Source organism: Streptococcus mitis, assembly GCF_003942685.1.
Taxonomy (GTDB): Bacteria; Bacillota; Bacilli; order Lactobacillales; family Streptococcaceae; genus Streptococcus; species Streptococcus mitis_CD.
Genome location: NZ_RJNR01000016.1, coordinates 1 through 26,101, shown reverse-complemented (window position 1 = coordinate 26,101; position 26,101 = coordinate 1). Strand labels below are relative to the sequence as shown.

Sequence of the window (26,101 nt, the reverse complement as noted above, 5' to 3'; positions counted from 1 at the left end):
CGAGATACCATTATTAAGGAGTTATACTTGTGAATCAGAGTAATGAAATATTTTTAAATACAATACAGGAAAAAACACACTATAAGAGGTCTATCTCTTCATCATTTCAGGAATTAAAAAAATGGAATTCTTTGATATTTAGGAGAGGGCGATATTGGTACCAATTTGATAATTGGAGTATACCCAATACTGGTGTAATAAAGGAATGGTATGTCGAAGATAATGACTGGATTCCTAAGGTTAGTTCTTCCAGTTTAGACAATTCAAATTCACTTAAAATTATCTTTGATGTGGAAAAATATACTTTGCCAGATGATAGTATCTTACAGGATGTTAGGATTTCATCTGATGAGAGTTATATAGTTTTGGTTGTATCCTCACTGCGTAGCACTAATTTAATTGGAATAAAAAAATATACTATGGAGGAGTTATTTATCATTGAAGATATTTCAGTAGAAAGTTCGTTCTATTTGGGTAAATTCGGTGTTATGTATACTCGCTCCAAAGAGTACGGGAGGCCAAGTAAGTTATTCTATAAATCTTTTGATAGCTTTACAGAAGAGGAACTGTTTGAAGAAAACGAATGCTCTTTTCGATTAAAAATAGTCCACATTGATAGCAATAATTGTTTTGTAAAGTCAGTAGACTTTCAGAAAGGCAGGATTTTTCTATACAGTTTCGACCGGACGGGTTTTGTTAGACACTCTTACACAGAAACGGTAGCCCCAACACCTAGAGATATCGCTCTATTTAGTACAGAAAAAGCACAGTACTTTCTTGGGCTCTCTTCAACTGAAGAAAAGAAAGATCAACTAATTCTAAGGGAAACTTCTTCGGGAGACAGAGTTTCTATTACTATACCATATCAAGATAGGGCTAGAAGAGTTCGCTGTATAGGACGTTATATCCTTTTAGACTGTTCAAACGCAGCGAATTCCGTCTTTTATCTTGCTACATTTAAAAATAATAGTTTGAGGGAATTGAGTGTTAATAAGATAACATTTGATGAAAAGACAACACTTTATGAAAATTCATTTTCTGATCGTGTTCTTCTGTTTTTAGAGAGGAGAACTTTTTACGAAAAAATACTTAGTTTTGATTTAATAGAAAATACATTAAAAACTGAATTTGAAAGACCCATCATAAAATCGAATAACACTAAATATTTTTCTAAGGTGATTTGGACTAAAAAAGACAGTTATGATGTAAGCATACCGATTTCTTTATTTTGGAAAAGTGAAAATACGGATGAACTCCCAAGAAGAAAAAAATGTATTCTAAGTGTCTATGGGGCTTATGGTAAGAATGATAATTCTGATTTAGATGAAATTATGTTATCTATAATAGATGCAGGTTTTATTTATGCTATAGTTCATGTAAGAGGTGGAGGCTATTTGGGAGGTGAATGGTATCGCTCAGGAAAGGCGTTAAACAAATGGAATTCTATCAGAGATTTTATTGAGGGAGTAAATTATTTAAGGGAAAATGATGTGATTGACAGTAAGCGATTAGGTTTAATAACTTCTAGTGCAGGTGGAATAATTGCTGGTGCGGTGTTGAACGAGGAAAAAAATTTATTGCAAAGCATTCTCTTATTTTCGCCATTTATAAATCCTTATGATACACTTCAGAATCCAAATGATCCTCTTTCTAAGACCGAAATAGCAGAGTGGGGAGATATTAGAGACCCTGAAGTAAAGGCTTATATAAAATCATATTCGCCTATGCAAAATATTGAAAAGGCACGAGACTCAAATACTGTTATAGTTAATATTTTGGGTGAGAAAGACCCATATATTAATAATAACGAAGTGATAGAGTGGTCAAAGAAATTAAATTCTATTGGAGTTAAAAGTTTGTTGTATTTAAACAAAGCAGCTGGTCATGGAGGTTTTACTCCATCAGATGTTCTCTTAATGATTGATACTTTAAATTATTTCTTTGAAGAAGTGGGAAGGAATAACTTATGAATTATTTAAAATTTATAAAAAAGACTAAACTTATATTAATGGGGATTTTAATATTTCTATCTTCGTTTAATGGTGTCTTGCTCTCAGGAATTATTGTATATGCAGGTAGTTTAAATCAGACTTCCTCATTTTCTGACGTTCTAAGATTTGGTGCTATAAGTATTCTGGGTTGGTCAGCAATCTATATATCAAATTACTATTTAGAAGTAACGGAAGCATCAATAACAAAAGATATAAATGTAAAAATTAAACAAGGATATTTTAGAGAACAGTATCTTTCTTCTGAAATGGTTAAAGATTACTCATCTATTATTTCAGTTTTGTCAAATGATTTGAGATTAATCGAAGAAAACTATTTTAGACAAATTTTTGAAATAATTTCTTCAATATTGTTGTTCATCGTCTCTCTAAGTTTTATGCTTTATTTAAACTTCCTAGTTTCAATAATATTTATTGTATTATCAGCATTGCCGATTATAGTACCTGTCTTTATGAAGAAGATGTTGTCTAATTCAGCTAATGAGTACTCTAACAGCAATGCAGAGTATACTCACATAATAAAAGAAATTTTTAATGGTTTTAAGACATTAAAATCTTATTCTGTTACTAAAGAAATAATTAGTTTGTCGGATAAAAAGTTGGATAAACTAGAAGATTCTACTTTTAATTTGAAACGATCAGAGGTTCTTTCAAAATTGGTTGCAGTACTAATTGCAGGTTTTTGCTTTCTAGTTCCCTTGGTTGTAGGATGTTATTTTGTAATTTATCATAAAAGCCTTTCTTTTAGTGAACTGATAGGTATTTTCTTAGCAAACGATAAAGTTTTAGGGCCGATACAATCAATTGCCTATTCATTAAATAAGATAAATACAACCAAAGATTTAAGGAAACCGTTTTTAAAATACTTAAGTGGAGAGAAGAATTTTATAGACGCTGAATATGATAATAACGGACTGTATACTTCATCAATAGATGAGATACACATGAAAGATGTTGTATATTCTATTACACCAGAAAATAAATTAAGTATTGATTTCTCATTTAAGGCACCATTTAGGGTGTTATTAACAGGAACTTCTGGTAGTGGGAAAACAACGATTTTAAATTTAATTAATGGTTCTTTAAAGCCACAAAAAGGTTATGTAAATTTGTTATCACATGGGAAAAAGAGTTCAGATTCAATACCAACAGTTGATCAGACACCATATATTTTTGACACTACTATTCGTGAGAACGTAACTTTATTTCAAAATGAATATTTTTCAGATGATCAGATAATTGAGGTGTTAAAAAAGGTAAATCTATATGAAGAATTAGAAAAGATAGATATACTAAATTATCAATGTGGTGAAAATGGTAGTAATTTGTCTGGAGGTCAAAAACAAAAAATAGCTTTAGCTAGAGCTCTGATTAGAAATAATAAAGTGTACTTATTTGACGAAATATCAGCTAATTTAGATAATGATAATTCAAATTCCATACATGATATTCTGTTCAATTTAGGTATTTCATTTATTGAAGTTTCACATCATTATGACTTAAATGACAAGAGATACACTGATATATATAAATTGGAAAATGGAACACTTTTCAAAATTAAGTGATTGGAGGCAAGAATATGGATAAAGATTATATATTAAAAGTGAAAGGGCTGTATCATCAATTTTCACTAGGAAATAATAAAACGTTACAAGTGCTGAAAAATGTTTCTCTTTCTGCTTCGAGAGGAGAATTTATAAGCATTCTAGGAATTAGTGGTTCTGGAAAGTCAACTTTATTAAAATGTATTTCTAGTTTGCTTGAACCAACAAGTGGGGAAGTAATTTTAAATGGAATCAACCCCTATAAAATCAGAAATGCAAAATTGTCAAGTATAAGACGTAACGAAGTATCTTTTATATTTCAAGCATACAATTTAATACCTTCCCTGCCGGTAATAGAAAATATAGCACTTCCTTTGCGATTATCACAAAAAAAATTAACTATTAAAAATGTAGAAAACTTACTCAAAAGAATGAAGTTTAATGCTGGCTTAAACGATTTTGTTGGAACTCTGTCTGGTGGAGAACAACAGAAGGTTGCTATAGCTAGAGCGGTTATTGCTGATAGTGATATAATATTTGCTGATGAGCCAACTGGGGCTTTAGACAGCGTTTCTCGTGAAGTAATTTTTGAATTATTGAGAGAGTTAGTAGGGGCGGGTAAGTGTGTAATTATGGTAACGCACGATATAGAATTGGCCTCGAAAACTGATCGTGCATTAATATTGAAAGATGGAAAAATTTTCAAAGAACTTCATAGACCTAGCGGGGAAGAGTTATATAAAATCTTAGAGGTACAATCAACTACGGAGGGATAGAGATGCTCAGATTAGTTTACTATCAATTTTTACATAATAAGAAACAATGGTTAGGCGTTTCACCAGTAATTTTTGTTTCGAGTTTAGTTATGGGATTGGCTGTTAATGGGGTAATTAATGTTGAGAATAATTCGCAAGTATTTGTCGGACTTCCAGATCCTAAACCAATTTTTATGTTTCCGATAGTATTCGGAGGAGTAACATTATTCTTTGTGCTCTCTAATATAATAAATATGTTGGTTGAAATTTTTAGAGATGATTACGAACTTCTGGAGGTGTTGGGAGCAAGTCGCCTTCAACTATCATTTCTTGTGGGGGGACAGATTTTTATCATTTCCTCGATTATTAGTTTTATTGCATATCTATGCTCTATATTTGTTACGTCAAATTATTATTATTTTTTACAATACTTTTTCGGGGAAAATATATTACCTGATATCCAATTTCAAATGAGTGCTGTTGGATGTATCATTACAGTAGTGTTGATTTCATTTTTAGCCTTTCTAAGTGGTTGCTTTTATACGTTCAAGAAGATTAGAAATAGGAAGAGTTCTAAAATAAGGCATGTTCTTTCAATAGTAAAAAGAATACTGCTATTGGCTGGTTTTAGTGTTATCTGGTTGCTTTCTTTGCAACAAATTTTCCAAGATAGCACAATTTTAGCGAAGGCCCAGATAATATTCAATATTGTAATCTTAGATATTGTGATTATTTATCAATTATCTCCTTTTATACAGTCATGTTTTATCAAACTACTTTCTATAATTATATTTAGAAATAATTTTATGTTCATTGTTTCGAAGTGGAATTTACTATATCGTAAGCCTTATATAAAATCTATCAGTGCTGCAATTACAGGAGCTATATTACTAATTTCTAGTTTTCAAATGATTTCTCAGAATATACTATCTCAATTTCAAGATGACAGTGATTTAGAGCTAAAAGTGGCATTTATTGTCTATGTAGGAGCACCAATTTTGATAGTACTTGCAAATATTATTTCAATTGCATTTTTGTCATCTCATCAAGAAAGGATTGAGATTCAGCAATTTGAAATTTTAGGAACTTCTAATTACCAGATGGTTAAGATTAAAGTTGGTGAGGCTATATTTTTGACATTTGTTACTTCATTAATTGCATTTTTACTTAACATTAAAATTATGGCTTTAATATACTACTCTTTAGGGAATATTTTAATAGATGATATGAATCTTTTGGGGTTAATACTTCCAAATTTTATAGTATCTATTATTTTATTTATTTTAATATTTATTACTAAAAGTTCCTATTTTATCTTTAAGAATGCAAAAATTATTTCTTAAAAATTTGTAAGTTTTCGCTATATAAAATAGTTAAATCTATTTTGTATAATTTCTTGCATTTTACTGGTGGAGAGAGTATAATGAGGGTGGATAAAGTACTTAATCCCAAAAATTTAAATAGGAGGAGCTAGCTATGGCAGAAGAAGTATTAAATCTTCAATTAGTATCTGTTCAAGTTGACGAAACAGATGAAGTTGATGGAATGCGATTTAGTACATTCAGTACAAACCGTTGCGGTAACTGGAGTGCTTTTAGTTGGGAAAATTGTTAATTCATTTAAATTGTAAACTTTAGAGATTCTCTGGAGTTATGGATATCGTTCCAATATGTGCACATTGGAATGTTAGTGCTTATATGGGGGGAACAGAATCCTCTCTTGATTGAAGACAAGCTAGTCATTAGGCTGGTTTGTCTTTTTGTCTCTTTGTCAACTGTAGTGGGTTGATATAATAGTATTAGTGAGTGGGATAAAAATTTCATTTAGTTTATTCAGTACAAATTTAACGGGTCAAGATTTATATACTGGTGGTGTTTTTGGGGCTGAGAGAAGTATCTTGATTTTATGTGTGGTTTTTATACTTACAGTTGTTCTGCTCCAAAGAGCTTGTAGAGAAGAATTAGCTCATAAAGGAGATTGATTATTTTGATGTCAAAAAAATGCACAGGATAACCTGATGCATTTTTTTAGCGACAATGCTTGCTACTTCCTTCTGTCGAATTTAGACAATTTTAAATAAAAGAATGAAATATGCCCTACTGTATTTTTAGACGAAGAACGTTAGTTAATAATACTCAAATTTATTTCAAACTCTTTGATTAGTATGAATTTAGCTCGACAGAAAAATAAAAATGTGATAAAAATTTCAACTACTCTTATCTATAATAAAGCTACCTGTTCTTTGAAAATTGAATCCACTCCGTCTTGATTAGCGTGCCTGTGTAAGTAGGGACTGAGAGTTTTCCCCTGTGAAGGGCAACTGGCACAAGACGTGTGTGAGAATTTTCTAACAGACACGGAGTTTATCGTTACCAGACTTAAACGATGCGACAAACTAGATAAAGGAGTTAATCATGAAGGTAGTAAACTTGTATGATTTGAAACAAATGGGAAATAAAGGTGGTTGTACCATCCAATTGATTCATCACTTTCCTTTTGGTATGGGCTTAGGACATCTCAAAAAAGACTACATTGAGTTTAAACGTGTTGGTATCTTTGATGGAAAAGCAGTAGAAGTCACTCTTCGAGAACCTTATTCGAGAGATTTACTGCAGGTTGTCAAGTCGATTAAGCAACGTCAGAAATTGATAGCTTATCGTTATAAAGAAGGAAAGCTGCTATTTGTGAAGAAGGAGGCATCAGATGTCCTCTGAACAACAGGAACGAATGGCAGTTCAATATGCAGAGCGTAGTCTTTTATTTACTGTAAGAAGTCTCTTAAAGATTCTAGAATGGTCTAGACGTCAGGCTTTAGCACAGGATTCCGCCTATAAGATAGGGGTGCAGAAATTAGAAGAATTGCTACAATCTCCTTATTCGATTGATACGATTAATCTGAAAAAAGATTTTTTAGACAAACCAATTGATATAGAGAAATTTAAAGCTTTTTTAGAAAAAGAAGAGATTCCTTTAGCCATCGCTTGGCAAGGAGATTCTCTGCATTTCTACACGAAAGACCGTTCGATTCTAGACAATCATTTAGACCATCTGTTAGAAAAAATGGTTAATGATCCTGAGAAATTAGCTGATTTTACCATGGATAAGTCATTAGACAATGCTATTGATGAGGCTAAATCTCAAATTACCTTTAGACATGAAGGAGCCATCAAACAGAAAGAGATGGTGAGATGATGTACAGTGGAAAGAAATTCCTACTATTCTCACTGTTAGGTATCTTACTAGGCTATCTTTTTCATCGTTTGACGCTTTTGTATGATTCCTATACTGGAAATACCTTAGATAAATGGACTCATCTTCTAATGGAAGGTCAAGATGAAGTTCTTCAGTCGCCATGGAATGTTTCTTTTACTGGAAAATCAAGCGCTTTTTTTCTACTAGGTTTTGTGATGATGTTACTAGTTTATCTCTATCTAGAGACTGGTAAAAAACAATACCGAGAAGGAGTAGAATACGGTAGTGCTCGTTTTGGAACTCTAAAAGAAAAGAAGCTCTTTTACGGTAAGGAATTTTCTCATGATACGATCTTAGCACAAGATGTTCGTCTAACTTTGTTAGATAAAAAGCCACCACAATATGATAGAAATAAGAATATTGCGGTGATTGGAGGTTCAGGAAGTGGGAAGACCTTTCGCTTTGTGAAACCCAATCTGATTCAAATGAATAGTTCTAATATTGTAGTGGATCCTAAAGATCACTTGGCCGAGAAAACAGGCAAACTCTTTTTGGAACATGGCTACCAAGTAAAGGTGTTAGATTTAGTCAATATGAAGAACTCAGATGGCTTCAATCCTTTCCGCTATATAGAGACAGAAAATGATTTGAATCGCATGCTGACGGTTTATTTCAATAACACCAAAGGCTCTGGCTCTCGTAGTGATCCATTTTGGGATGAAGCTTCTATGACTTTAGTCCGTGCTTTAGCCTCTTACTTGGTCGATTTCTATAATCCACCCAAAACAAGAGAACAGCTCATTGAAGAAAGTCGTTTAAGTCAAACAGAATACCAAAACTTGTTGAAACGTCAAAAAAAAGAAGTGGAAGAGCGAAAAAAACGAGGGCGTTATCCAAGTTTTGCGGAAATCTCAAAACTCATTAAACACTTATCCAAGGGTGAAAACCAAGANAAAAGTGTCTTAGAAATTCTATTTGAAAATTATGCTAAAAAGTATGGGACTGAAAATTTTACCATGCGAAATTGGGCAGATTTNCAAAATTATAAGGATAAGACTCTGGATTCTGTTATAGCTGTAACCACTGCTAAATTTGCCCTCTTCAATATTCAAAGTGTCATGGATTTGACCAAAAGAGATACCCTTGATATGAAGACATGGGGCNAGGAAAAATCAATGGTTTACTTAGTTATCCCAGATAACGATAGTACCTTTCGCTTTCTTTCAGCCCTCTTTTTTTCAACCGTATTTCAAACCNTAACAAGACAAGCAGATATTGATTTTAAGGGTCAATTGCCTCTTCATGTGAGAGTNTANTTAGATGAGTTCGCAAATATCGGAGAAATNCCAGATTTTGCTGAACAAACCTCAACAGTCCGNTCTCGNAANATGAGTCTCGTTCCTATTCTTCAAAATATTGCCCAACTTCAAGGGCTCTATAAAGAAAAAGAAGCTTGGAAAACCATTTTGGGGAACTGTGATAGCTTAGTCTACTTAGGTGGTAATGATGAAGANACCTTTAAATTTATGAGTGGNTTACTCGGTAAACAAACCATTGATGTTCGAAATACTAGTCGTTCCTTTGGCCAGACAGGTTCAGGATCCCTTTCTCATCAAAAGATTGCTCGTGATTTAATGACACCTGATGAAGTNGGAAATATGAAACGGCATGAATGNNTGGTTCGAATTGCCAATATGCCTGTCTTTAAAAGCAAAAANTACAATTCNACTAAGCATCCAAACTGGAANTACCTAGCCAATCAAGAAANCGATGAACGGTGGTGGAACTATCAAATCAATCCTTTGAATCAAAGACAAGAAAATCATCTTGAAGGCCTNAGAATTCGTGATTTAACTTTTGAATCTAGTTTAAAATAAAAATAGAAAAGAGGAAATAGATGATTACGCATTTTAAAGGTTTTGTTTATGGAGTAGACGCAAGTGCTATGTTTGCACAAGCTATGTCTTTGTTNCAGAAGGGATTGATTGCGGTTGGTGCCTTTCTCGTTGTTGTGGGGATTGTCAACCTTGCAACCAACATTAAAGATGGTGGCCCAGGTGTTCGGAATGCCATTCTTGAAATTGTCGGTGGTGTTATGGTAGGGGCTGCTGGAGCCTTTGTAACTCAAATTTCAATTTAGGAGGATAAACAATGACATGAATCTTAGTTTAGTCTCACCCTTTGTTTACCTTGCATCTGAAAAAATATCAGCTGAAAATTTATTTGAAGGGTTTAATGTAGATTTACAATCTACGGTAGATCTGATTAAATCTCTATCTAGCTACAATCCAACAGTATGGACTTATATGTCTAGTATTACTAAAAGTGTCATGCAGCCTCTTGGAGTTGCGATTTTATCAGTTGTTCTCATCTTAGAATTTTCGAAGATGGCAAAGAAAATTGCTAACTCTGGTGGAGCGATGACCTTTGAAGCATTAGCGCCGATGTTGATTAGTTATATCATGGTCGCAGTTGTAATTACCAACACTACCGTAATTGTAGAAGCCATCATCGGGATTGCGAGTCATGCCATTGAACAAGTGGCTTCGATTGTGGCTCACGGTGGGGCAAAGTATGACACCATCTCTGGATTAAAAGGGTCAGGATTTATTGGTCGTATGATTGTGGGATTTTTCGCCCTCCTCATTTGGCTTGTTCGGATAGTAAGTGCAGCCATGGTTAATCTTTTGGTTTCTATTCGATTTATTCAACTCTACCTTATGATCCCATTTGCCCCTCTTACGATTCCAACATTTTTAAGTGATGAATGGAAGTCTATTGGTATTGGCTATTTAAAAAATATTATGGTCTATGCGGTACAAGGGGTTCTTATTTTTCTGATTGTTTCTCTTGTTCCTTTGTTTGAATCTGCTGGGAAAATAGCTGTTTCAAATGGTGCAGGAGTCCTGCAATCTCTTGCGATTATGTTTGGTAGTTTAATACAAGCTATCTTACTGATTATTGCCCTCGTTGGTTCTCAACGTACGGCTCGCTCAATCTTAGGTATGTAATTAGATAAAGGCTAGGAAGTGATTGCTTCTTAGCCTTTTTAGAAAGGAAAGTCATGAATACACGTGTCTTTAAAGACATCTCAAAATACCAACACAGGGCTTGGTTAGGTTTTACCACAAGGCAAATCATCTTTGTTTTACCAGCCTTTATTGTCACAATTATTGTTTTGGGCTTGAATCTCTTTTTCTGGCAATTTGGAGATTGGTTTGTTTACGGTTTTGTGTTTGCTTTTACCATCCCCCTCATGCTTTTTGGAGTCTATAAACCCAATGATTTATATTTTGAACATTATTTGAAATACCGTCTTCATTTTGAATTAACGGTTCCCCTACGCACAATTACAGGAAAGAAAGGATCTGAACATGAAAAGAAAATCAAATACATTAAAGAAACAAAAAACTTCAATGACTAATAAAAAGGAAAAAGTTAAAGATAAAAAAGAGGAAGTGTTACCCTCAACGGCTAATACTCTTTCCTATCAAGCCCTGTATCAAAATGGTCTGATGCAGGTAAAAGAAGATTATTTCTCACAAAGCTATTTACTTGGTGATGTCAATTACCAGACTGTTGGTTTAGAAGACAAGGGGGCAATCATTGAGAAGTATTCTGATTTGATTAACTCACTAGATGACCAAACCAACTTCCAATTGACTATCTTTAATAAAAGATTGAATTTAGAAAAGTTTAGACAAAGTGTTTTGTATGAGGAAAAAGAAGATGGGTATGATACCTACCGTAAAGAATTGAATCGGATGATGAATCAGAATTTAGACAGTGGGGAAAATAACTTTTCAGCTGTGAAACTGATTAGCTTTGGAAGAAAGGATACTAATCCCAAACAAGCCTATCGTTCCTTGTCTCAAATTGGAGAATATTTCAAGAGTGGTTTCTCAGAAATTGATGCTCGATTTGAATCCTTGGCTGGAGAAGAACGGGTGAACTTGTTGGCAGATATGCTTAGAGGAGAACACCATCTTCCTTTTTCTTACCGTGATTTAACGAGATCGGGTCAGACAACTCGTCACTTTATAGCTCCTAACCTCTTGGATTTTAAAAACAAAAATTACCTACAAATCAATGACCGCTTATTGCAGATTGTCTATGTCAGAGACTACGGCATGGAATTAGGAGATCAGTTTATCAGAGACCTCATGCAAGGAGATTTGGAATTGATTGTGAGCCTCCATGCTCAAAGTTCGACCAAAGCGGATGCCATGAAGAAACTACGCACGAAGAAAACCTTGATGGAATCCCAAAAGATTGGGGAACAACAAAAACTGGCTCGTACAGGTATCTATTTGGAAAAAGTAGGCCATGTATTAGAAAGCAATATCGATGAGGCTGAAGAACTCTTAAAAACCATGACTGAGACAGGAGATAAACTATTTCAAACGGTCTTCTTGATTGGTGTTTTTGGTCAGGATGAAGAAGAACTCAAACAAGCCCTAGACACTATCCAACAAGTGGCCGGCTCAAATGACCTAATGATTGATAAACTTCCATATATGCAAGAAGCAGCCTTTAATAGCTTACTGCCATTTGGTTGTGATTTTTTAGAGGGAGTATCACGGAGTTTATTAACATCTAATGTAGCAGTGAATTCTCCATGGACTTCAGTAGATTTACAAGACCGTAGTGGGAAATATTACGGTATCAATCAAATATCAAGTAATATTATTACCATTGATCGCAGCCTATTAAATACACCATCTGGTCTGATTTTAGGAACATCTGGAGCTGGGAAAGGGATGGCAACCAAGCATGAAATTATCACGACCAAAATCAAGGAATCTGGTGAAAATACTGAAATTATCATCGTGGATCCAGAAGCAGAATACAGTGTTATTGGACGAGCTTTTGGTGGAGAAATGATTGATATTGCGCCCGATTCCCAAACTTATCTCAATGTTCTTGACTTGTCTGAGGAAAATATGGATGAGGATCCTGTAAAGGTAAAATCAGAATTTCTTTTATCCTTTATCGGCAAGTTATTGGATAGAAAAATGGATGGGAGAGAAAAATCGATTATCGACCGAGTTACCAGACTCACCTATCAGTCATTTAAAGAGCCTTCTTTGGAAGAATGGGTCTTTGTCTTGAGTCAACAACCAGAAGAAGAAGCGCAGAATTTGGCACTTGATATGGAACTATATGTCGAAGGTTCTCTTGATATTTTTTCTCATAAGACCAATATTCAGACAGGTTCTAATTTCTTGATTTATAACGTTAAAAAGTTAGGAGATGAGCTGAAACAAATCGCTCTTATGGTTGTTTTTGATCAAATATGGAATCGTGTCGTTCGGAATCAAAAATTAGGGAAGAAGACCTGGATTTACTTTGATGAGATGCAGCTTCTCTTATTAGATAAATATGCCAGTGATTTCTTCTTTAAATTGTGGAGTCGTGTCAGAAAATATGGAGCTAGTCCGACTGGGATAACCCAAAATGTTGAAACTTTATTGTTAGATCCAAACGGTAGACGGATTATTGCAAATAGTGAATTTATGATTCTCCTCAAGCAAGCAAAAAATGACCGAGAAGAATTGGTTCAACTCTTAGGCTTGTCAAAAGAACTCGAAAAATACCTTGTCAATCCAGAAAAAGGGGCAGGACTGATAAAAGCTGGTTCAGTTGTTGTTCCCTTCAAAAATAAGATTCCTCAAGGTACTCAATTGTTTGATATCATGAGTACAGATCCTGATAAAATGGCTTCTAATTAAGGGGAAGGTAAATGAAGGATAAAAGAGAAATCATACGTGCAAGAAAGGCATTTAGAAGAAGTCTAAAAGATGAGAAGAAATTCTTGAAAAAAGGAAAGAAGGAGGTGAAGAAACAGAAAAAAGATTCCGCTGTACTGGATGAAAAAGCATGGAAAAAAGAGATAAAGCAAAAGCTGGAGAATATGAGAGAAGCTTCAAAGGAGAGAGTAAAACAAGCAAATGAAGACTACAATCATATTCTTCAAAATAGTCCTCCATCTCTTTTGAATCGCAAAGAATTAAGAGATAGACGATTACCTCATGCTAGGAAACGATTGAAAATAGCCAAGAAGCAATTTAAGGAAGCTAAGGTACAAGCAAAAGAAGAAAGAAAAGAGAGTCGTAAAGAAAGAAAAACCAATCAAAAATTTCTTTATGGTCAGGAATCGAAACAAAAATCTAATTTTTTCTTTCAAGGGAAGAGTTTAGAAGAATTAAAAACTAAGAAAGAAGTCAAGGCCGCCAAAGAGAATCTAAAATCTACTAAACAAGCCTATAAGTCCAAAAAAGTCAGTAGGAAAGCCAAAACTTTTCTTTATGTCCTTGGACGTGAAGGAGGAGAGTTAGCTTCAGAAAATGAAGATTTAGAAGGTTATCGCACGCTACAAGAGACCATTAGAAAAGGAAAACGCTACAGTCGCCTTTCTTATAATCTTGGAAAAGCTAGTGTCAAAGCAGGCCAAGTAACAGGTCGTTTTACCAAAAAAAGACTGACCAATACAAAAGAGAGATACCATCATTTTAAGGATGGAAAAGGATGGAAACTAGCGAAAGAGAATCCAAGTTCCTTTAAAAATCGGTATCGAAAATTAAAGAAACAAGGTCTTACAAGTGTCCGAAATATCTATCAAAAACTAAAAGCAGCCTTTTCCTTCTTTACATTTGCGGCTGGGAATCCTGTAACCTGGATAGTTGGAGGAATAGTCTTTCTTCTTTTACTTATGATGAGCTTCTTTTTAGGATTTTCATCTGCTAGTTTGATTCAACAAGATGAATTTGAATTAACAAAAGCTTATACCCACCTAACTTGGGAAGATGCAGAACATACCCGAACCAATGATAAAGGCATTACCTATTACACAAAAATTGATGATGTGATGGGCTATATGAACTTTAAATTCCATGACTATGAGTTACACAAACCAGTTCACTTATTTAGTTCAGAAACTTACAAGGATTATCTATCTACTTTGTGGCATGATTTAAACGATGGGGAAGATTTGAAATCCATGCAAGACCTCTATGAAACTCCTAAGTATAAACTATCGAAAGACGATCAAGAGGAAATAAAGGAACTAAAAGAAGAAGGTGTCTATGCTTCCATGCAGGAATTAGACAATCCGTTTGAGGGACAAAGCAACGAAGATAGTCTAACCATGACTTATCGTTACGGATACTATGATTTAGACGGGAAACCTACTCTTCAGGAGTACATTCTACTAGAAGCGAAGGCTCACCAAACGATTGTCGCACCAATGGATGGGGTCGTATCACTAGATGGTGACAATATAATTCTCACTAACGGAAAAGGAGAGAATGAGAGTCGATTGACCTTGTATTCTATTCATAATGGCCGTGCGATTGAGGGTACAAGAGTCCTAACGGGTGATATTATTGGTGAAACACCAGATGATACAGGTTTGAAAGTTTCCTATCAAAAGTATAAGAACAAGAAAGAAAAATTGGTGTATGTCAATCCGCAATTTTATTTTCCCAAAGTCATTCAACTTCAGACAACTATCTTACCTGCCATTGGTCAGTTTGGTGGGGATGAGTTTGAACGAGCAAAACATATTTATGATTTTTTGAAATCTCAAGGCGCAAGTCCCCAAGCCATTGCGGCTATTTTAGGAAATTGGTCTGTAGAGTCTTCTATTAATCCAAAACGAGCTGAAGGAGATTATTTATCTCCTCCAGTTGGCGCTACCGATTCCTCATGGGATGATGAAAGCTGGTTAGCGATTGGAGGTCCAGCCATTTATAGTGGTGCTTATCCTAATATTCTTCATAGAGGTTTGGGGTTAGGGCAATGGACGGATACTGCAGATGGTTCAACACGTCATACAGCCTTATTGAATTATGCACATATCAAAAATAAGAAGTGGTATGATTTAAACCTCCAACTTGATTTTATGCTTCATGGGGATAGTCCTTACTATCAAAGTTGGTTAAAAGATTTCTTTAAAAATACGGGCAGTGCAGCCAATCTCGCCCAACTCTTCCTCACCTATTGGGAGGGAAATTCTGGTGACAAACTACTGGAAAGACAAACCAGAGCAACGGAATGGTATTACCAAATTGAAAAAGGCTTTAGCCAAACAAATGGAGGACAGGCTAAGAGTGATCCACAATCCCTTGAAGGTGTTCGTGGGGACTTGTATAATCATTCTGTTCCTGGTGGTGGAGATGGTATGGCCTATGCCTATGGACAATGTACTTGGGGTGTTGCGGCTCGTATGAACCAGTTAGGATTAAAGCTAAAAGGTAGAAACGGAGAGATGATTTCAATCATTAATACCATGGGAAATGGTCAGGACTGGGTTGCGACAGCTTCAAGTCTTGGTGGGGAAACAGGCTCTACACCAAGAGCAGGTGCTATTGTTTCTTTTGTGGGAGGTACACATGGCACACCAGCAGACTATGGTCATGTGGCCTTTGTAGAGAAGGTATATGATGACGGTTCTTTCCTCGTGTCTGAAACCAACTATGGTGGCAATCCTAACTATACCTTTAGAAAAATCTCTCAAGCAGATAGTGCCATCAGTTTTGCCTATACGGTGAAATAAAAGAATCATGTCATCAGTTTAGGTGACATGATTCTTATTTTTTATAGAGTGATATATTTAATGCTATAGGCTGATAACTTACTTGATGATCGTCTTTAATCAATTGACTGTAAGCAACAAATCCGAACTGTTCATAAAATTGAATGACTTTAGGATGATTGATACTATCTAAAAATATCGTCTGAGTTCCTACAATTGCTCGAAATTCTTCAATTTTTTGAATTACAATTTCAAATAAATCTTGTCCTGATAGTTTATTTAGCTTTGTGTTTTTGCCGAATTGACCGATAAGTAATACAGGGGGATAATCAATATCTTTGGGACTTTTCCCTTTTAGACGAGTTTCTTTTTTAAGGAGTTCTCTAAATCAGAAATATCAACAACCTTGAGAGACAAACTAAAGAATCCTATGATGTTATTTGTTTCAGTTTCTTCAACGATAAAATTACGAGAACGATGTTGTTTTTCAAAATTGGGAGCTTCATCAGATAGATAAGTCAACATCTCTTCATTACCGTTAAAATTAACATTTTCTAAAATGATAGTTTTAAATAGCTCCTGAACTTGTTTCTCAGTTTTATCAGGAGCCAGCACTTGAATATTTTCAAGATATTGCTTAAGTGGTGTTACTTGAATTATCATCTTACAGATACTTTGAAATGAGTTTATTTTTCGTTGGAGCGGTAGCGTCTTGTGATTCAATAGATTTCAAGACTGCTTGTAGCTTTTTAGATGGTTTATGATTAAGAATTTTTAGAGCATCTTCGTTTGTTAGTTTTATATCACGTGTTAAACTGATTGTAGCCATTTGTTCTATCTCCTGTTTCTACTTAAATTCATTCTAGCTTATTTTGAACAAAAGTTCAATCTAAAGATAGTGTATGTTTTCTATAGTGTATAAATCCAAAATAAGTTTTTCTCTTGCATTTGTAGCTCATATTCGTTAGAATAATGGTGTAGATGAGTAGTTGGCTCATGGTCAATCTGATAGTAATCTTGGACATAAGGGCCAAGCGGTGGCGGACACCAGAACAAAATCCGATAGCAATCTTGGACGTAAGGGCCAAGCGGTGGCAGACACCAGAATAAACCGACTGACTAGGTGGCTTACAGGTTCTGTAAGTCATCTTTTTTACTTTGATAGTAATGTATTACCATTTTAAGGTGAACGCAGTTTTAGCTCGTTCTCTTTTTTGTTGATGATATGCTCCAAACAACCTACACTAGATTGGATATGAAATAGTTTGTGACTACATAATTTATCTTCAGGGAAGTTATGGACATTATCTCAATTTCTGTTATGATAGACATCTCTAACAATTTCCGTTATAACAGATATTGGCTTACAAAGTATTTCTTTTCTGAACATACTAGCGTTATAATATAAATGCAGTGTTACACTGTAGAATATTAAGAAAATAGGATACTATAGGTTTAAATTAAATGTATAAGATAAATAGTTGGATTGGTAAAAGTTTCAAGTCTGATAAGAACAATATTACATTTCATACAACTGAATGTATATATTTTATAAGAGAGAGGGATGCTTGGTTGGGGAAAATCATTCAAAATACAGTTATAAGGATTTTAATAAGACTGAAAGTGTGATATTTATTTTTCAATAATCTTCTAAATGTATTAAAATTAAGCTTTCCACTTATGTATNCTGCTAATAAACTTCAATACATTTCAATAGATTTTCAAAATTTGGTGGGGATTTTTATTATACTTTGTACGAGCTTTTCAATACCCTATCCCAACCTTTAAAATCCCTCAAGTTATTTACTCAAGGGATTTTTTATCTGCTTTTTTCATACTCAAACAGTCAGTCTAACTGTTTGATTTTCTTTGTGACTAACTCCCCTAAAAATAGTAGAATTAGCTACTTTACTGGTTTTACAAGATAATAACAAGACCTAAACGTTTAATTTATTTAGGTTTACCAATCATGACTTTAACATTTTCCAATAAGGTCTAACTCAACCGTACCCAAAGTTAAATCCTTTACTTTATTTAGTAATTCATTAACCCAAAAGCCATTTTTTAGTCCTGTTTTCTCTGATAATGCAAACACTTTTAAAGTATAGTTATGGTCTCGATCAGGTGGAGTCGGTCCAACAAACATTGTATCAATTTCAGAAAAATCACCATCTAAAAATTGACTAGAAAAACTATTTTTACCTTGAATTAATTGACCAATTCGGCTCATATTTTCTTCAATCTGAATACTATCACCATTAACTTTTAAATCAGCAACGCTCCAATGAATCCAAGGAAAAGAGCAAACAGGAATGGCATCATAATCAATAAGAGTAAAAGCGATATATTCAGTACCTTTGGGTAAATTATCAACTTCAAACGCAAAAGAACGAACCGGATTTCCTTGCATTATATCTTCCCTTTTTGCTTCCTTTCCAAACTCTTTTGGTAAAATATTATTAAATGTTGTTTTAATTTTCATTTTTTTCTCCTTTAAGAATTATAAAGCTAAATATACAATAAATAGCTAAAGCGATTAGCGACATACATATTACCCCTTCAAAATTAAAATTTAAATATAAGAGATCTCCTAACATACCTCACTCCTTATTTTATTAGATATGAGCTCCTATCTGTAATAATATGGTATACTATATCAAGGTATTTTAAAATTTGAAAAAAGTTTAGAAATCATTAAGAAAAAATTTATAAATAGGAGTAACTATGAACTTAGATTGGTATTACACTTTTTTGGTATTATCAAAACATCTCAATTATCGTAAAGCCAGCGAAGAGCTATTTCTTACCGAACCAACGCTACATCAACAAATTAAGAAATTAGAAAAGCACCTTCAAGTTCAACTTTTCGAAACAGTGGGAAGAAACTTGACACTAACTGCTGTTGGAAGAGAATTTATAGAGATTGCTGAAAATCTTATACAAACCTATGAGCAAAGTATTCAAAAGATTAGGCTACAAAATAAAAAACAACAATTTCATATAGAAATTGCCGTATCTCCTTACATTGCCACATACCTTTTACCACAATTTTTACAAGAATTCTTTCAGCGCTATCCAGATATTGATATCTCTGTATCCGTGCTAAATAGCCATATTGAACAAGCTATTGAAACGAATACATTCGATATTGGTATTGATAGAGAAGTTCCATATAGTAAAAAAATCATATCCGAACAAATTTGTGAAGGAAAGATTGCCCTCTTTTATCCTAAAACAACAGTCAAATGCGACGAATTACAATTATTTAAAAACTATAAAATATTATCCGATAACCACCCCGTCTATTGGGAAAATCTAAAAAAAGAAATCATTGAGCTAGTTCCAGAAGCCGATTTCACTACTATCAATGATATTACAGTAACTGCCAAACTAATAGAAATGAATCAAGGCATTTCCTTTCTGCCCCTTTACTTAAAAAAGACTTTTACAGATAAGATTGCTCATCTTGAAACCACTACAGTAACCACCCCCGTTTCTTTTACTTACTTAATGAGCAGAAAAGCTTCTAAAGCTATCACTATTTTCAATAATGCGTTTAAAGACTTTATTTTAAAGGAGCAAAATTCAATTTAAGAATCAAAGGTAACTGATACTATTAGTGATTTTTGGTTTACATATTAATCAATGGATTAATGACTGAAACGGAAAATAGTTAATGAGAGATGAAATTTATAAAATAGTACGTGCATAAATTATAGTAAAATGATATAATTAATTTATGGGAGAGTTAAGCTTTAGTAATCAATTTAGCAACACAGCCGTTTGGTATCACGGAACGACATCTACTCAGGTTCCATCTTTAAAAGATGGAATAGATGTTTATCATAGTAAACGGAACTGTGATTTTGGTATAGGATTTTATGTGACATCTAAATTTGATCAGGCTGTTAAATGGGCTCAGCGAAAAACAAAAGATGAACTTCCTTTTAATCCAAACGTAAAGCCTGTTGTTTTAAGTTATCAGTTTCAAGATTCTAATGATGTTGAAACGAAGATTTTTGAAATTGATAAAGAATACTTTCAGTTTGTTTATAAAAATAGATTGAAGTTAGACGCTAAGGCTGGAATTAATTTTCATAATTTTTCAGCAGTATTTGGCCCAGTTCTTGATGGTCAAGTTACTCGTTTGAAAGTCACTTTAGATGACTATTTCAAGGGAGTAAATTCCTTAGAAAAAACCGCTGATATTCTTTTGGGAAAATATCAGGGTGATACACAACTTTGTATATGTGATCAAAAAATTGCAAATAAACTAATCTTAGTTAAGGAGGACACGATATGATTTTGACAAATGAAAAACAAGCTCTTAGAGTTGAGGTAGAACAGTTTTTACGGAAGAATTATCGCATTACTCCTGATACTGTTTCTTCTGTCACAAATGTTGTATTGAAGAATTGGTTTGAAGAGTTGGATAATGGAGGCTCTCATTTGACTTCAGACCTTATCGCTGATAATATCGCGGATATTGCAAAACGTTACTCAGTACATTAATAAGTAATTTGAGTTAGGTTTATCAAATCCAAATCTTTCTTTATATTCTCAAAAACGGTTCATTACCATATTAGGTAATGAACCGTTTTTTGTGTACGACGGGCATGTCGTGCATCTGAGGTGTAAGTCCTCCGTGGGCACCCGCGAAAAACGTGGACTGGTTTCGTGTTTGGATTATTACCTTGAACTACATGCGTTAAAAGTTAGTTGAACCGCCGTATGCCGAACGGCACGTACGGTGGTGTGAGAGGGGCTAGAGATTATCCCCTACTCGATTTGTGATACTTCTTTCAAGGAATATTTGGTAGGATTGGAGTGAAAAAAGATTAACTAGGAAAGAAGGAAGTATATGGAAGCCATTTATCAACGTGATTCGGATCAAGATGGATTAACTGATGCTCAAGAATTGGCGCTAGGAACCAATCCTCTTAGCGCAGATTCTGATGGTGATGGTCGTTCAGATTTAGTGGAAGTAGAAGAAGGAACCAATCCCTTAGAAAAGGATTTACAAGACATGGAACAAACAAGTATAACTGAACCGACATCAGTATTTATGGAAATGAAACAAAAGATTTCAGATATGATGGAGAGTCACTACAAGGAATTTATACAGGCTCTGATTAGTATTGAAACAGGGATTGAAAACCAACAAGACCTTGAAGACTTATATAATTACTACATGAGAACAGATGCCGTTTCTCTTTTGTCTAGTGATTTAGAAACCAGTCCTCAAGAGGTTGAAATGGAGATAGAGTTGTAGGGGAATCATGTGATTCTCCTATTTTCGTATAGATGAAAGGAGCGAGTATGGAAGTAAAGGAAATATTAGCTATGTTTCGTGGAACAATTCCAAAAGATAGAGAGAAAATGGACCTATTTCTTCGTTATCAAGCTCAACATTTTGATGAGAAATGGCAGGATTTGGTAGAGAGTTTTTTGATTGAAGAAGGCAAGATAGAAGAGATAGCTCATGTCTATTCTTTTGAACAAGATATTGTTTCTTTTCTAGAGGCCAGTTCTGAAAATAATAATCAAGATTTAGAAAGTTACACAAGAAATTTTGGACAAGCAGGTCTAGATAAATTATCCCAATTAAGTAATTTTGAGAAAAACTTGGTGCTAGAAGTCGCAACCTATAATCTTTCCACTCGATTTTACATCCAATCTGAAAAAGAAAAGCTAGAACAACTAAGTGAGCTTGTATTTCATCAGAATCAGGATGTCAATTTAGTCAACGTCTATCGAGTTGCGAATAATCTATCTGACCGTATTAGTAGAGATATAGAGGAATTTCTTCTAATGGTTGATTCCAAAGAACTAAAAAAAGAGGTTCTTGAGATTCATTTTGAAGAAAAAGAAGGAGATCTTCTAGCCTATTTGGGTTCAGAATTGATGGCTACTTTAGATACTGTTACGAATCTTGTCCATCATGAAGAAAACTACCAACAACTTCCACTTACACAAAAGCTGAAGATTATTACTCATTTTGATGAAGTAAAGGCTATAAGAGAAAAGTCTAAGCAAGTAGCGGAATCCTTATCTCCTTCAAGTGATATTGAACAGGAAACGGAAGAAACGAACTCCTTTTCTAATGTCGATAAAATTGTAGAAGAAGCTTTGAGGGAATATCCAATCGGTTCACAAGTAAGTTATAAAGGACAAGTTTTTCAGTTGGTTTCGATTGAAAATGCACAGTTAAATGACTTAATTCGCCTAGAGCTATTCAATGATTCCAACCAGTTATTTGAAGAGAATCCTATCTTATACTTGAACAGTTTGGAAGAGATTGAACAAGTATTGTCTCATGTAGAACTTGAAAAAGAAGATTCAGATATTGAGATTGAATCACCAAGTGAAAGTCAGGAAATAGATTTGTTTTCCTATCTGGAAGAAGAAAATGAAAAGAAAAAAGATAAGGATAAGGAAACAGAAACGCTTATTGTAGGCATAGAAGAGACGGATATCCCTGTTCTAGATTTTGTTTTTCCAGATGATTTAGAGGACTTTTATCCTAAGACAAATCGAGAAAAAATTGAAACGAATATCGCCGCAATTGATCTTATTAAAAGATTAGAAAAAGAGAGACGACAAGCAAGTCCAGAAGAACAAGAACTACTAGCCAAGTATGTTGGATGGGGTGGTCTTGCCAATGAATTTTTTGATGAACTCAATCCAAAGTATGAAACAGAACGTTTAACTCTTAAGAGTTTAGTAAGTAAGTCAGAATACTCCACCATGAAACAAAGTTCTCTCACAGCCTATTATACAGACCCAATGATTATTCGACAGATTTGGCAAAAATTACTGGATGATGGTTTTGAGGGAGGAAGGATATTAGATCCTTCTATGGGGACTGGGAACTTCTTTGCGGCTATGCCTAGAAGTATACGAGATAAATCAGAACTCTATGGGGTTGAATTAGACAGCGTGACAGGCGCAATCGCAAAACAACTCCACCCCAATACCCATATTGAAGTGCGAGGATTTGAAGAAGTGCCCTATCAAAATAATAGTTTTGATTTAGTCTTAACGAATGTTCCTTTTGGAAATTTTCGCATTGCCGATAAAAACTACGATAAACCTTATATGATTCACGACTACTTTGTCAAACACTCACTTGATTTAGTAAGAGACGGAGGACAAGTGTCGATTATCTCATCTATTGGGACAATGGATAAACGGACAGATAATGTCTTACAAGAGATTAAATCCAACACTCATTTTTTAGGGGGAGTTCGTTTGCCGGATACGGCTTTTAAAAAGATTGCAGGTACTCGAGTGACCACAGACCTCCTCTTCTTTCAAAAGGATCAAGCAAAGAATCTTAATGAAGAGGAACTTGTCTTTAGTGGCTCTATCCTCTTTGAGGAGGATAAGCGTGTCTGGATCAATCCTTATTTTGATGGGAAATACAACACACAAGTTTTGGGTGAATATGAGGTACGTAATTTTAATGGAGGAACCCTCAATGTTAAGAGGGTATCAGAAACATTAGCTACTGACATAATGGAAGCATTAGAGAATGTGGAAGCACCTAAACAAATTGACAATTCTTTGAAAGCACCTGTTTTTATCCAAGAAGAAGTGGATAATTCTGTCCCAAGTCGTATACGTGAGGACTTAGCGCTCTATTCTTTTGGATATGAGGGTAATCAAATTTATTACCGAGATACGCATGGTATTCGAAAAAGTTCAAAAGTAGACGAAATTAGTTATTATGTAGACGAGAAAGGAGATTTTAAAGCCTGGGACAGTTCTTTGTCTGAACATAAAATAGATCGATTCGTACAACTTCATTTGACAGATGAGGAAGCACTAGATGTATACAAGTCAGAAGAAGCGAGTAAAAGAGGGAAATATAAGGGCTTGTTCAAAAAAACGGTCTTTTATGAAAGTCCCTTATCGGATAAGGATATTAGTCGTATTAAGGGCATGGTTGATTTGAGAGAAACTTACCAATCATTGATTGAAATTCAACGTCATCCAGATTATAGTCGGACAGATTTTCAGGTATTGCTTGGTACATTAAATCGTGATTATGATCGCTTTGTAGGTCAATTTGGATACTTGAATGCCTCAGTCAATCGGAACTTATTTGATAGTGACGATAAGTATTCTTTACTAGCAAGTTTAGAAGATGAATACATTGATTCTAAAGATCAGAAAGTGAAATATAAAAAATCTTTAGCCTTTGAGAAAGCATTGGTTAGGCCAGAGAGAGTGATTACAAGAGTTTCAACAGCTCTAGATGCCTTAAACTCCAGTTTATCGGATGGTAGAGGGGTTGATTTAGACTATATGGTATCCATTTATCCCGAACATAGCCAAGCTGCTATTTTAGATGAGTTAGGTGACCAGATTTTAATAGATCCAGAAAGCTATTTAAGAGGGGAAAGAAAATATCTTTCTAAGAACCAGTTTTTATCAGGAGACATTCTCAATAAGATAGAAGTAGTTCAACTATTAGTGGAGGAAAACAACCAAGAATATGATTGGAGCCATGCTTTAGATTTATTAGAATCTGTTCGCCCTCCAAGGATTCATCTGGCAGATATTGAGTTTAAAATAGGGTCACGTTGGATTCCTCAATCCGTTTATGGTAAATTTGCCTTTGAATGTTTTACCAATCGTGAATTTGAATTGTCTTCGCCAGATGTTGAACAAGTCATTGAAGTGAATCCTGTTGATGGGCAGGTTCATTTAAGGACATCATTTGCTTATCGCTATCCAAGTGCCAAAGATAGTAGTCTTGGAGTTAGTGGGTCACGTTATGATACAGGAAGAAAGATTTTTGAGAATTTACTTAATTCGAACCAACCGACGATTACTATGACTATTACGGAAGGAGAAAAGAAAAAGACCATCACAGATTTGGAAAAAACCTCTGTTCTAAGAGCAAAAGAGCAGCATTTACAAGAGCTCTTTCAAGAATTTGTCTCACGGTATCCAGAAGTCCAACAAGTCATTGAGGAAAGCTATAATCGTCTTTATAATCGAACAGTTAGTCGAGAATATGACGGTAGCCATCTAGTCATTGATGGCTTGGCACAAAACATCAGCCTTCGCCCTCATCAAGAGAATGCCATTCAAAGAATCGTAGAAGAAAAAAGAGCTTTATTAGCTCATGAGGTAGGTTCAGGAAAGACCTTGACCATGCTTGGTGCTGGGTTTAAATTAAAGGAGTTGGGGATGGTTCATAAGCCCTTGTATGTAGTGCCTTCTAGTTTGTCTGCTCAATTTGGCCAAGAGATCATGAAATTTTTCCCTACTAAAAAAGTCTTTGTGACTACTAAGAAAGATTTTGTGAAGGCGAGAAGAAAACAATTTGTGTCACGTATTATTACAGGAGATTACGATGCCATTGTCATTGGGGATTCTCAATTTGAAAAAATCCCTGTCAGTAAAGAAAGACAGATGAACTATATTGAGGATAAACTCAATGAACTACGAGAGATTAAAACACATTCTGAAAATAAGTATACCGTTAAAGAAGCAGAACAATCAATAAGTGGTCTAGAGAAACAATTGGAAGAACTCCAACGCTTTAATCGTGATAGTTTTATTGATTTTGAGAACTTAGGAATTGATTTTCTCTTTGTGGATGAAGCACATCACTTTAAAAATATTCGTCCCATTACTGGACTTGGAAATGTAGCAGGGATTACTAATACAACGTCTAAGAAAAATGTGGATATGGAAATGAAGGTTCGACAGATTCAGGAAGAACATGATTTTAAAAATATTGTCTTTGCGACAGGAACACCTGTTTCCAATTCTATTAGTGAGTTATACACTATGATGAACTACATTCAACCCGATATCTTAAAACGCTATCAAGTTGATTATTTTGACTCTTGGGTAGGTGCTTTTGGAGAAATTCAAAACTCTATGGAATTAGCTCCTACAGGGGATAAGTACCAACCTAAGAAACGATTTAAAAAGTTTGTCAATCTACCTGAGTTGATGAAAATCTATAAAGAAACAGCCGACATTCAAACACAAGATATGTTGGATTTACCTGTTCCAGAAGCTCATATTATCCCTATTGAGGAG

At 34.5% G+C, this 26,101-nt stretch carries 22 protein-coding genes; 18 read left to right on the top strand and 4 right to left on the bottom strand.

Features of this window, described 5'->3' with window-relative positions; translation table 11 throughout:
- Nucleotides 1-29: 29 nt before the first annotated feature.
- From D8855_RS09070 to D8855_RS09005, 13 genes are all read left to right on the top strand, one after another.
- Complete coding sequence (locus D8855_RS09070; protein ID WP_125417051.1) at nucleotides 30-1,970, top strand: prolyl oligopeptidase family serine peptidase; 1,941 nt, start codon at nucleotides 30-32, stop codon at nucleotides 1,968-1,970.
- Nucleotides 1,967-3,574: an ABC transporter ATP-binding protein gene (locus D8855_RS09065; RefSeq protein WP_125417049.1), complete on the top strand. Its 1,608-nt coding sequence runs from the start codon at nucleotides 1,967-1,969 to the stop codon at nucleotides 3,572-3,574. Before D8855_RS09070 ends, D8855_RS09065 begins: the two co-directional genes overlap by 4 nt.
- A 14-nt stretch (nucleotides 3,575-3,588) precedes the next feature.
- On the top strand, nucleotides 3,589-4,329 hold the full coding sequence (locus D8855_RS09060; protein ID WP_004263473.1) for an ABC transporter ATP-binding protein: 741 nt from the start codon (nucleotides 3,589-3,591) through the stop codon (nucleotides 4,327-4,329).
- Between the two features lie 2 nt (nucleotides 4,330-4,331).
- The gene (locus D8855_RS09055; protein WP_004263470.1) at nucleotides 4,332-5,651 is read left to right on the top strand and encodes an FtsX-like permease family protein; all 1,320 of its coding nucleotides are present in this window, start codon (nucleotides 4,332-4,334) and stop codon (nucleotides 5,649-5,651) included.
- A gap of 133 nt (nucleotides 5,652-5,784) precedes the next feature.
- Nucleotides 5,785-5,922: a hypothetical protein gene (locus tag D8855_RS09050; RefSeq protein WP_000807141.1), complete on the top strand. Its 138-nt coding sequence runs from the start codon at nucleotides 5,785-5,787 to the stop codon at nucleotides 5,920-5,922.
- Nucleotides 5,923-6,722: 800 nt separating this feature from the next.
- The gene (locus tag D8855_RS09040; protein ID WP_000869753.1) at nucleotides 6,723-7,022 is read left to right on the top strand and encodes a hypothetical protein; all 300 of its coding nucleotides are present in this window, start codon (nucleotides 6,723-6,725) and stop codon (nucleotides 7,020-7,022) included.
- Nucleotides 7,012-7,500 (top strand): hypothetical protein, encoded by a 489-nt coding sequence (locus D8855_RS09035; protein WP_125417045.1) that lies wholly within the window; start codon nucleotides 7,012-7,014, stop codon nucleotides 7,498-7,500. The genes D8855_RS09040 and D8855_RS09035 overlap by 11 nt, the downstream gene beginning before the upstream one ends.
- The gene (locus D8855_RS09030; protein ID WP_125417061.1) at nucleotides 7,500-9,377 is read left to right on the top strand and encodes a VirD4-like conjugal transfer protein, CD1115 family; all 1,878 of its coding nucleotides are present in this window, start codon (nucleotides 7,500-7,502) and stop codon (nucleotides 9,375-9,377) included. The genes D8855_RS09035 and D8855_RS09030 overlap by 1 nt, the downstream gene beginning before the upstream one ends.
- Nucleotides 9,378-9,397: 20 nt before the next feature.
- Nucleotides 9,398-9,640: a hypothetical protein gene (locus tag D8855_RS09025; protein WP_125417043.1), complete on the top strand. Its 243-nt coding sequence runs from the start codon at nucleotides 9,398-9,400 to the stop codon at nucleotides 9,638-9,640.
- 16 nt (nucleotides 9,641-9,656) lie between these two features.
- A complete protein-coding gene (locus D8855_RS09020; RefSeq protein ID WP_001054256.1) occupies nucleotides 9,657-10,511 on the top strand; it encodes a VirB6/TrbL-like conjugal transfer protein, CD1112 family in 855 nt (284 codons plus the stop codon).
- Nucleotides 10,512-10,564: 53 nt separating this feature from the next.
- Nucleotides 10,565-10,924 (top strand): PrgI family protein, encoded by a 360-nt coding sequence (locus D8855_RS09015; RefSeq protein WP_001097591.1) that lies wholly within the window; start codon nucleotides 10,565-10,567, stop codon nucleotides 10,922-10,924.
- Nucleotides 10,875-13,232 (top strand): VirB4-like conjugal transfer ATPase, CD1110 family, encoded by a 2,358-nt coding sequence (locus tag D8855_RS09010; RefSeq protein WP_185757585.1) that lies wholly within the window; start codon nucleotides 10,875-10,877, stop codon nucleotides 13,230-13,232. Before D8855_RS09015 ends, D8855_RS09010 begins: the two co-directional genes overlap by 50 nt.
- 11 nt (nucleotides 13,233-13,243) lie before the next feature.
- The gene (locus D8855_RS09005; RefSeq protein ID WP_125417039.1) at nucleotides 13,244-16,057 is read left to right on the top strand and encodes a phage tail tip lysozyme; all 2,814 of its coding nucleotides are present in this window, start codon (nucleotides 13,244-13,246) and stop codon (nucleotides 16,055-16,057) included.
- 333 nt (nucleotides 16,058-16,390) lie between these two features.
- On the opposite strand, the gene D8855_RS10860 is transcribed toward D8855_RS09005, so the two are convergent.
- The 4 genes from D8855_RS10860 to D8855_RS08990 form a co-directional block, all read right to left on the bottom strand.
- On the bottom strand, nucleotides 16,391-16,699 hold the full coding sequence (locus D8855_RS10860) for a hypothetical protein (RefSeq protein ID WP_228112092.1): 309 nt from the start codon (nucleotides 16,697-16,699) through the stop codon (nucleotides 16,391-16,393).
- 1 nt (nucleotide 16,700) lies between these two features.
- Complete coding sequence (locus D8855_RS10585; RefSeq protein ID WP_000201399.1) at nucleotides 16,701-16,865, bottom strand: hypothetical protein; 165 nt, start codon at nucleotides 16,863-16,865, stop codon at nucleotides 16,701-16,703.
- Nucleotides 16,866-16,920: 55 nt separating this feature from the next.
- Nucleotides 16,921-17,184 carry a hypothetical protein gene (locus tag D8855_RS10580; RefSeq protein WP_194251754.1) on the bottom strand — a complete coding sequence of 88 codons (264 nt, stop codon included), beginning with the start codon at nucleotides 17,182-17,184 and terminating at the stop codon, nucleotides 16,921-16,923.
- Nucleotides 17,185-18,011: 827 nt separating this feature from the next.
- Complete coding sequence (locus D8855_RS08990) at nucleotides 18,012-18,518, bottom strand: YbhB/YbcL family Raf kinase inhibitor-like protein (RefSeq protein ID WP_033680331.1); 507 nt, start codon at nucleotides 18,516-18,518, stop codon at nucleotides 18,012-18,014.
- Between the two features lie 242 nt (nucleotides 18,519-18,760).
- Between D8855_RS08990 and D8855_RS08985 the strand changes: the two genes are divergently transcribed.
- The 5 genes from D8855_RS08985 to D8855_RS08965 form a co-directional block, all read left to right on the top strand.
- Nucleotides 18,761-19,630, top strand: coding sequence for a LysR family transcriptional regulator (locus D8855_RS08985; RefSeq protein WP_033680329.1), 870 nt, complete (start codon nucleotides 18,761-18,763; stop codon nucleotides 19,628-19,630).
- 145 nt (nucleotides 19,631-19,775) lie between these two features.
- Entirely contained in the window at nucleotides 19,776-20,339 is a 564-nt protein-coding gene (locus D8855_RS08980; RefSeq protein WP_125417037.1) for a DUF3990 domain-containing protein, read from the top strand.
- Nucleotides 20,336-20,548 (top strand): hypothetical protein, encoded by a 213-nt coding sequence (locus D8855_RS08975; protein ID WP_033680325.1) that lies wholly within the window; start codon nucleotides 20,336-20,338, stop codon nucleotides 20,546-20,548. The genes D8855_RS08980 and D8855_RS08975 overlap by 4 nt, the downstream gene beginning before the upstream one ends.
- Nucleotides 20,549-20,897: 349 nt before the next feature.
- Nucleotides 20,898-21,308, top strand: a complete 411-nt coding sequence (locus D8855_RS08970) for a thrombospondin type 3 repeat-containing protein (RefSeq protein WP_125417035.1) — start codon at nucleotides 20,898-20,900, stop codon at nucleotides 21,306-21,308.
- Between the two features lie 47 nt (nucleotides 21,309-21,355).
- Nucleotides 21,356-26,101, top strand: a 4,746-nt coding sequence (locus tag D8855_RS08965; RefSeq protein ID WP_125417033.1) for a DEAD/DEAH box helicase family protein, incomplete at its 3' end; no start/stop codon positions are given.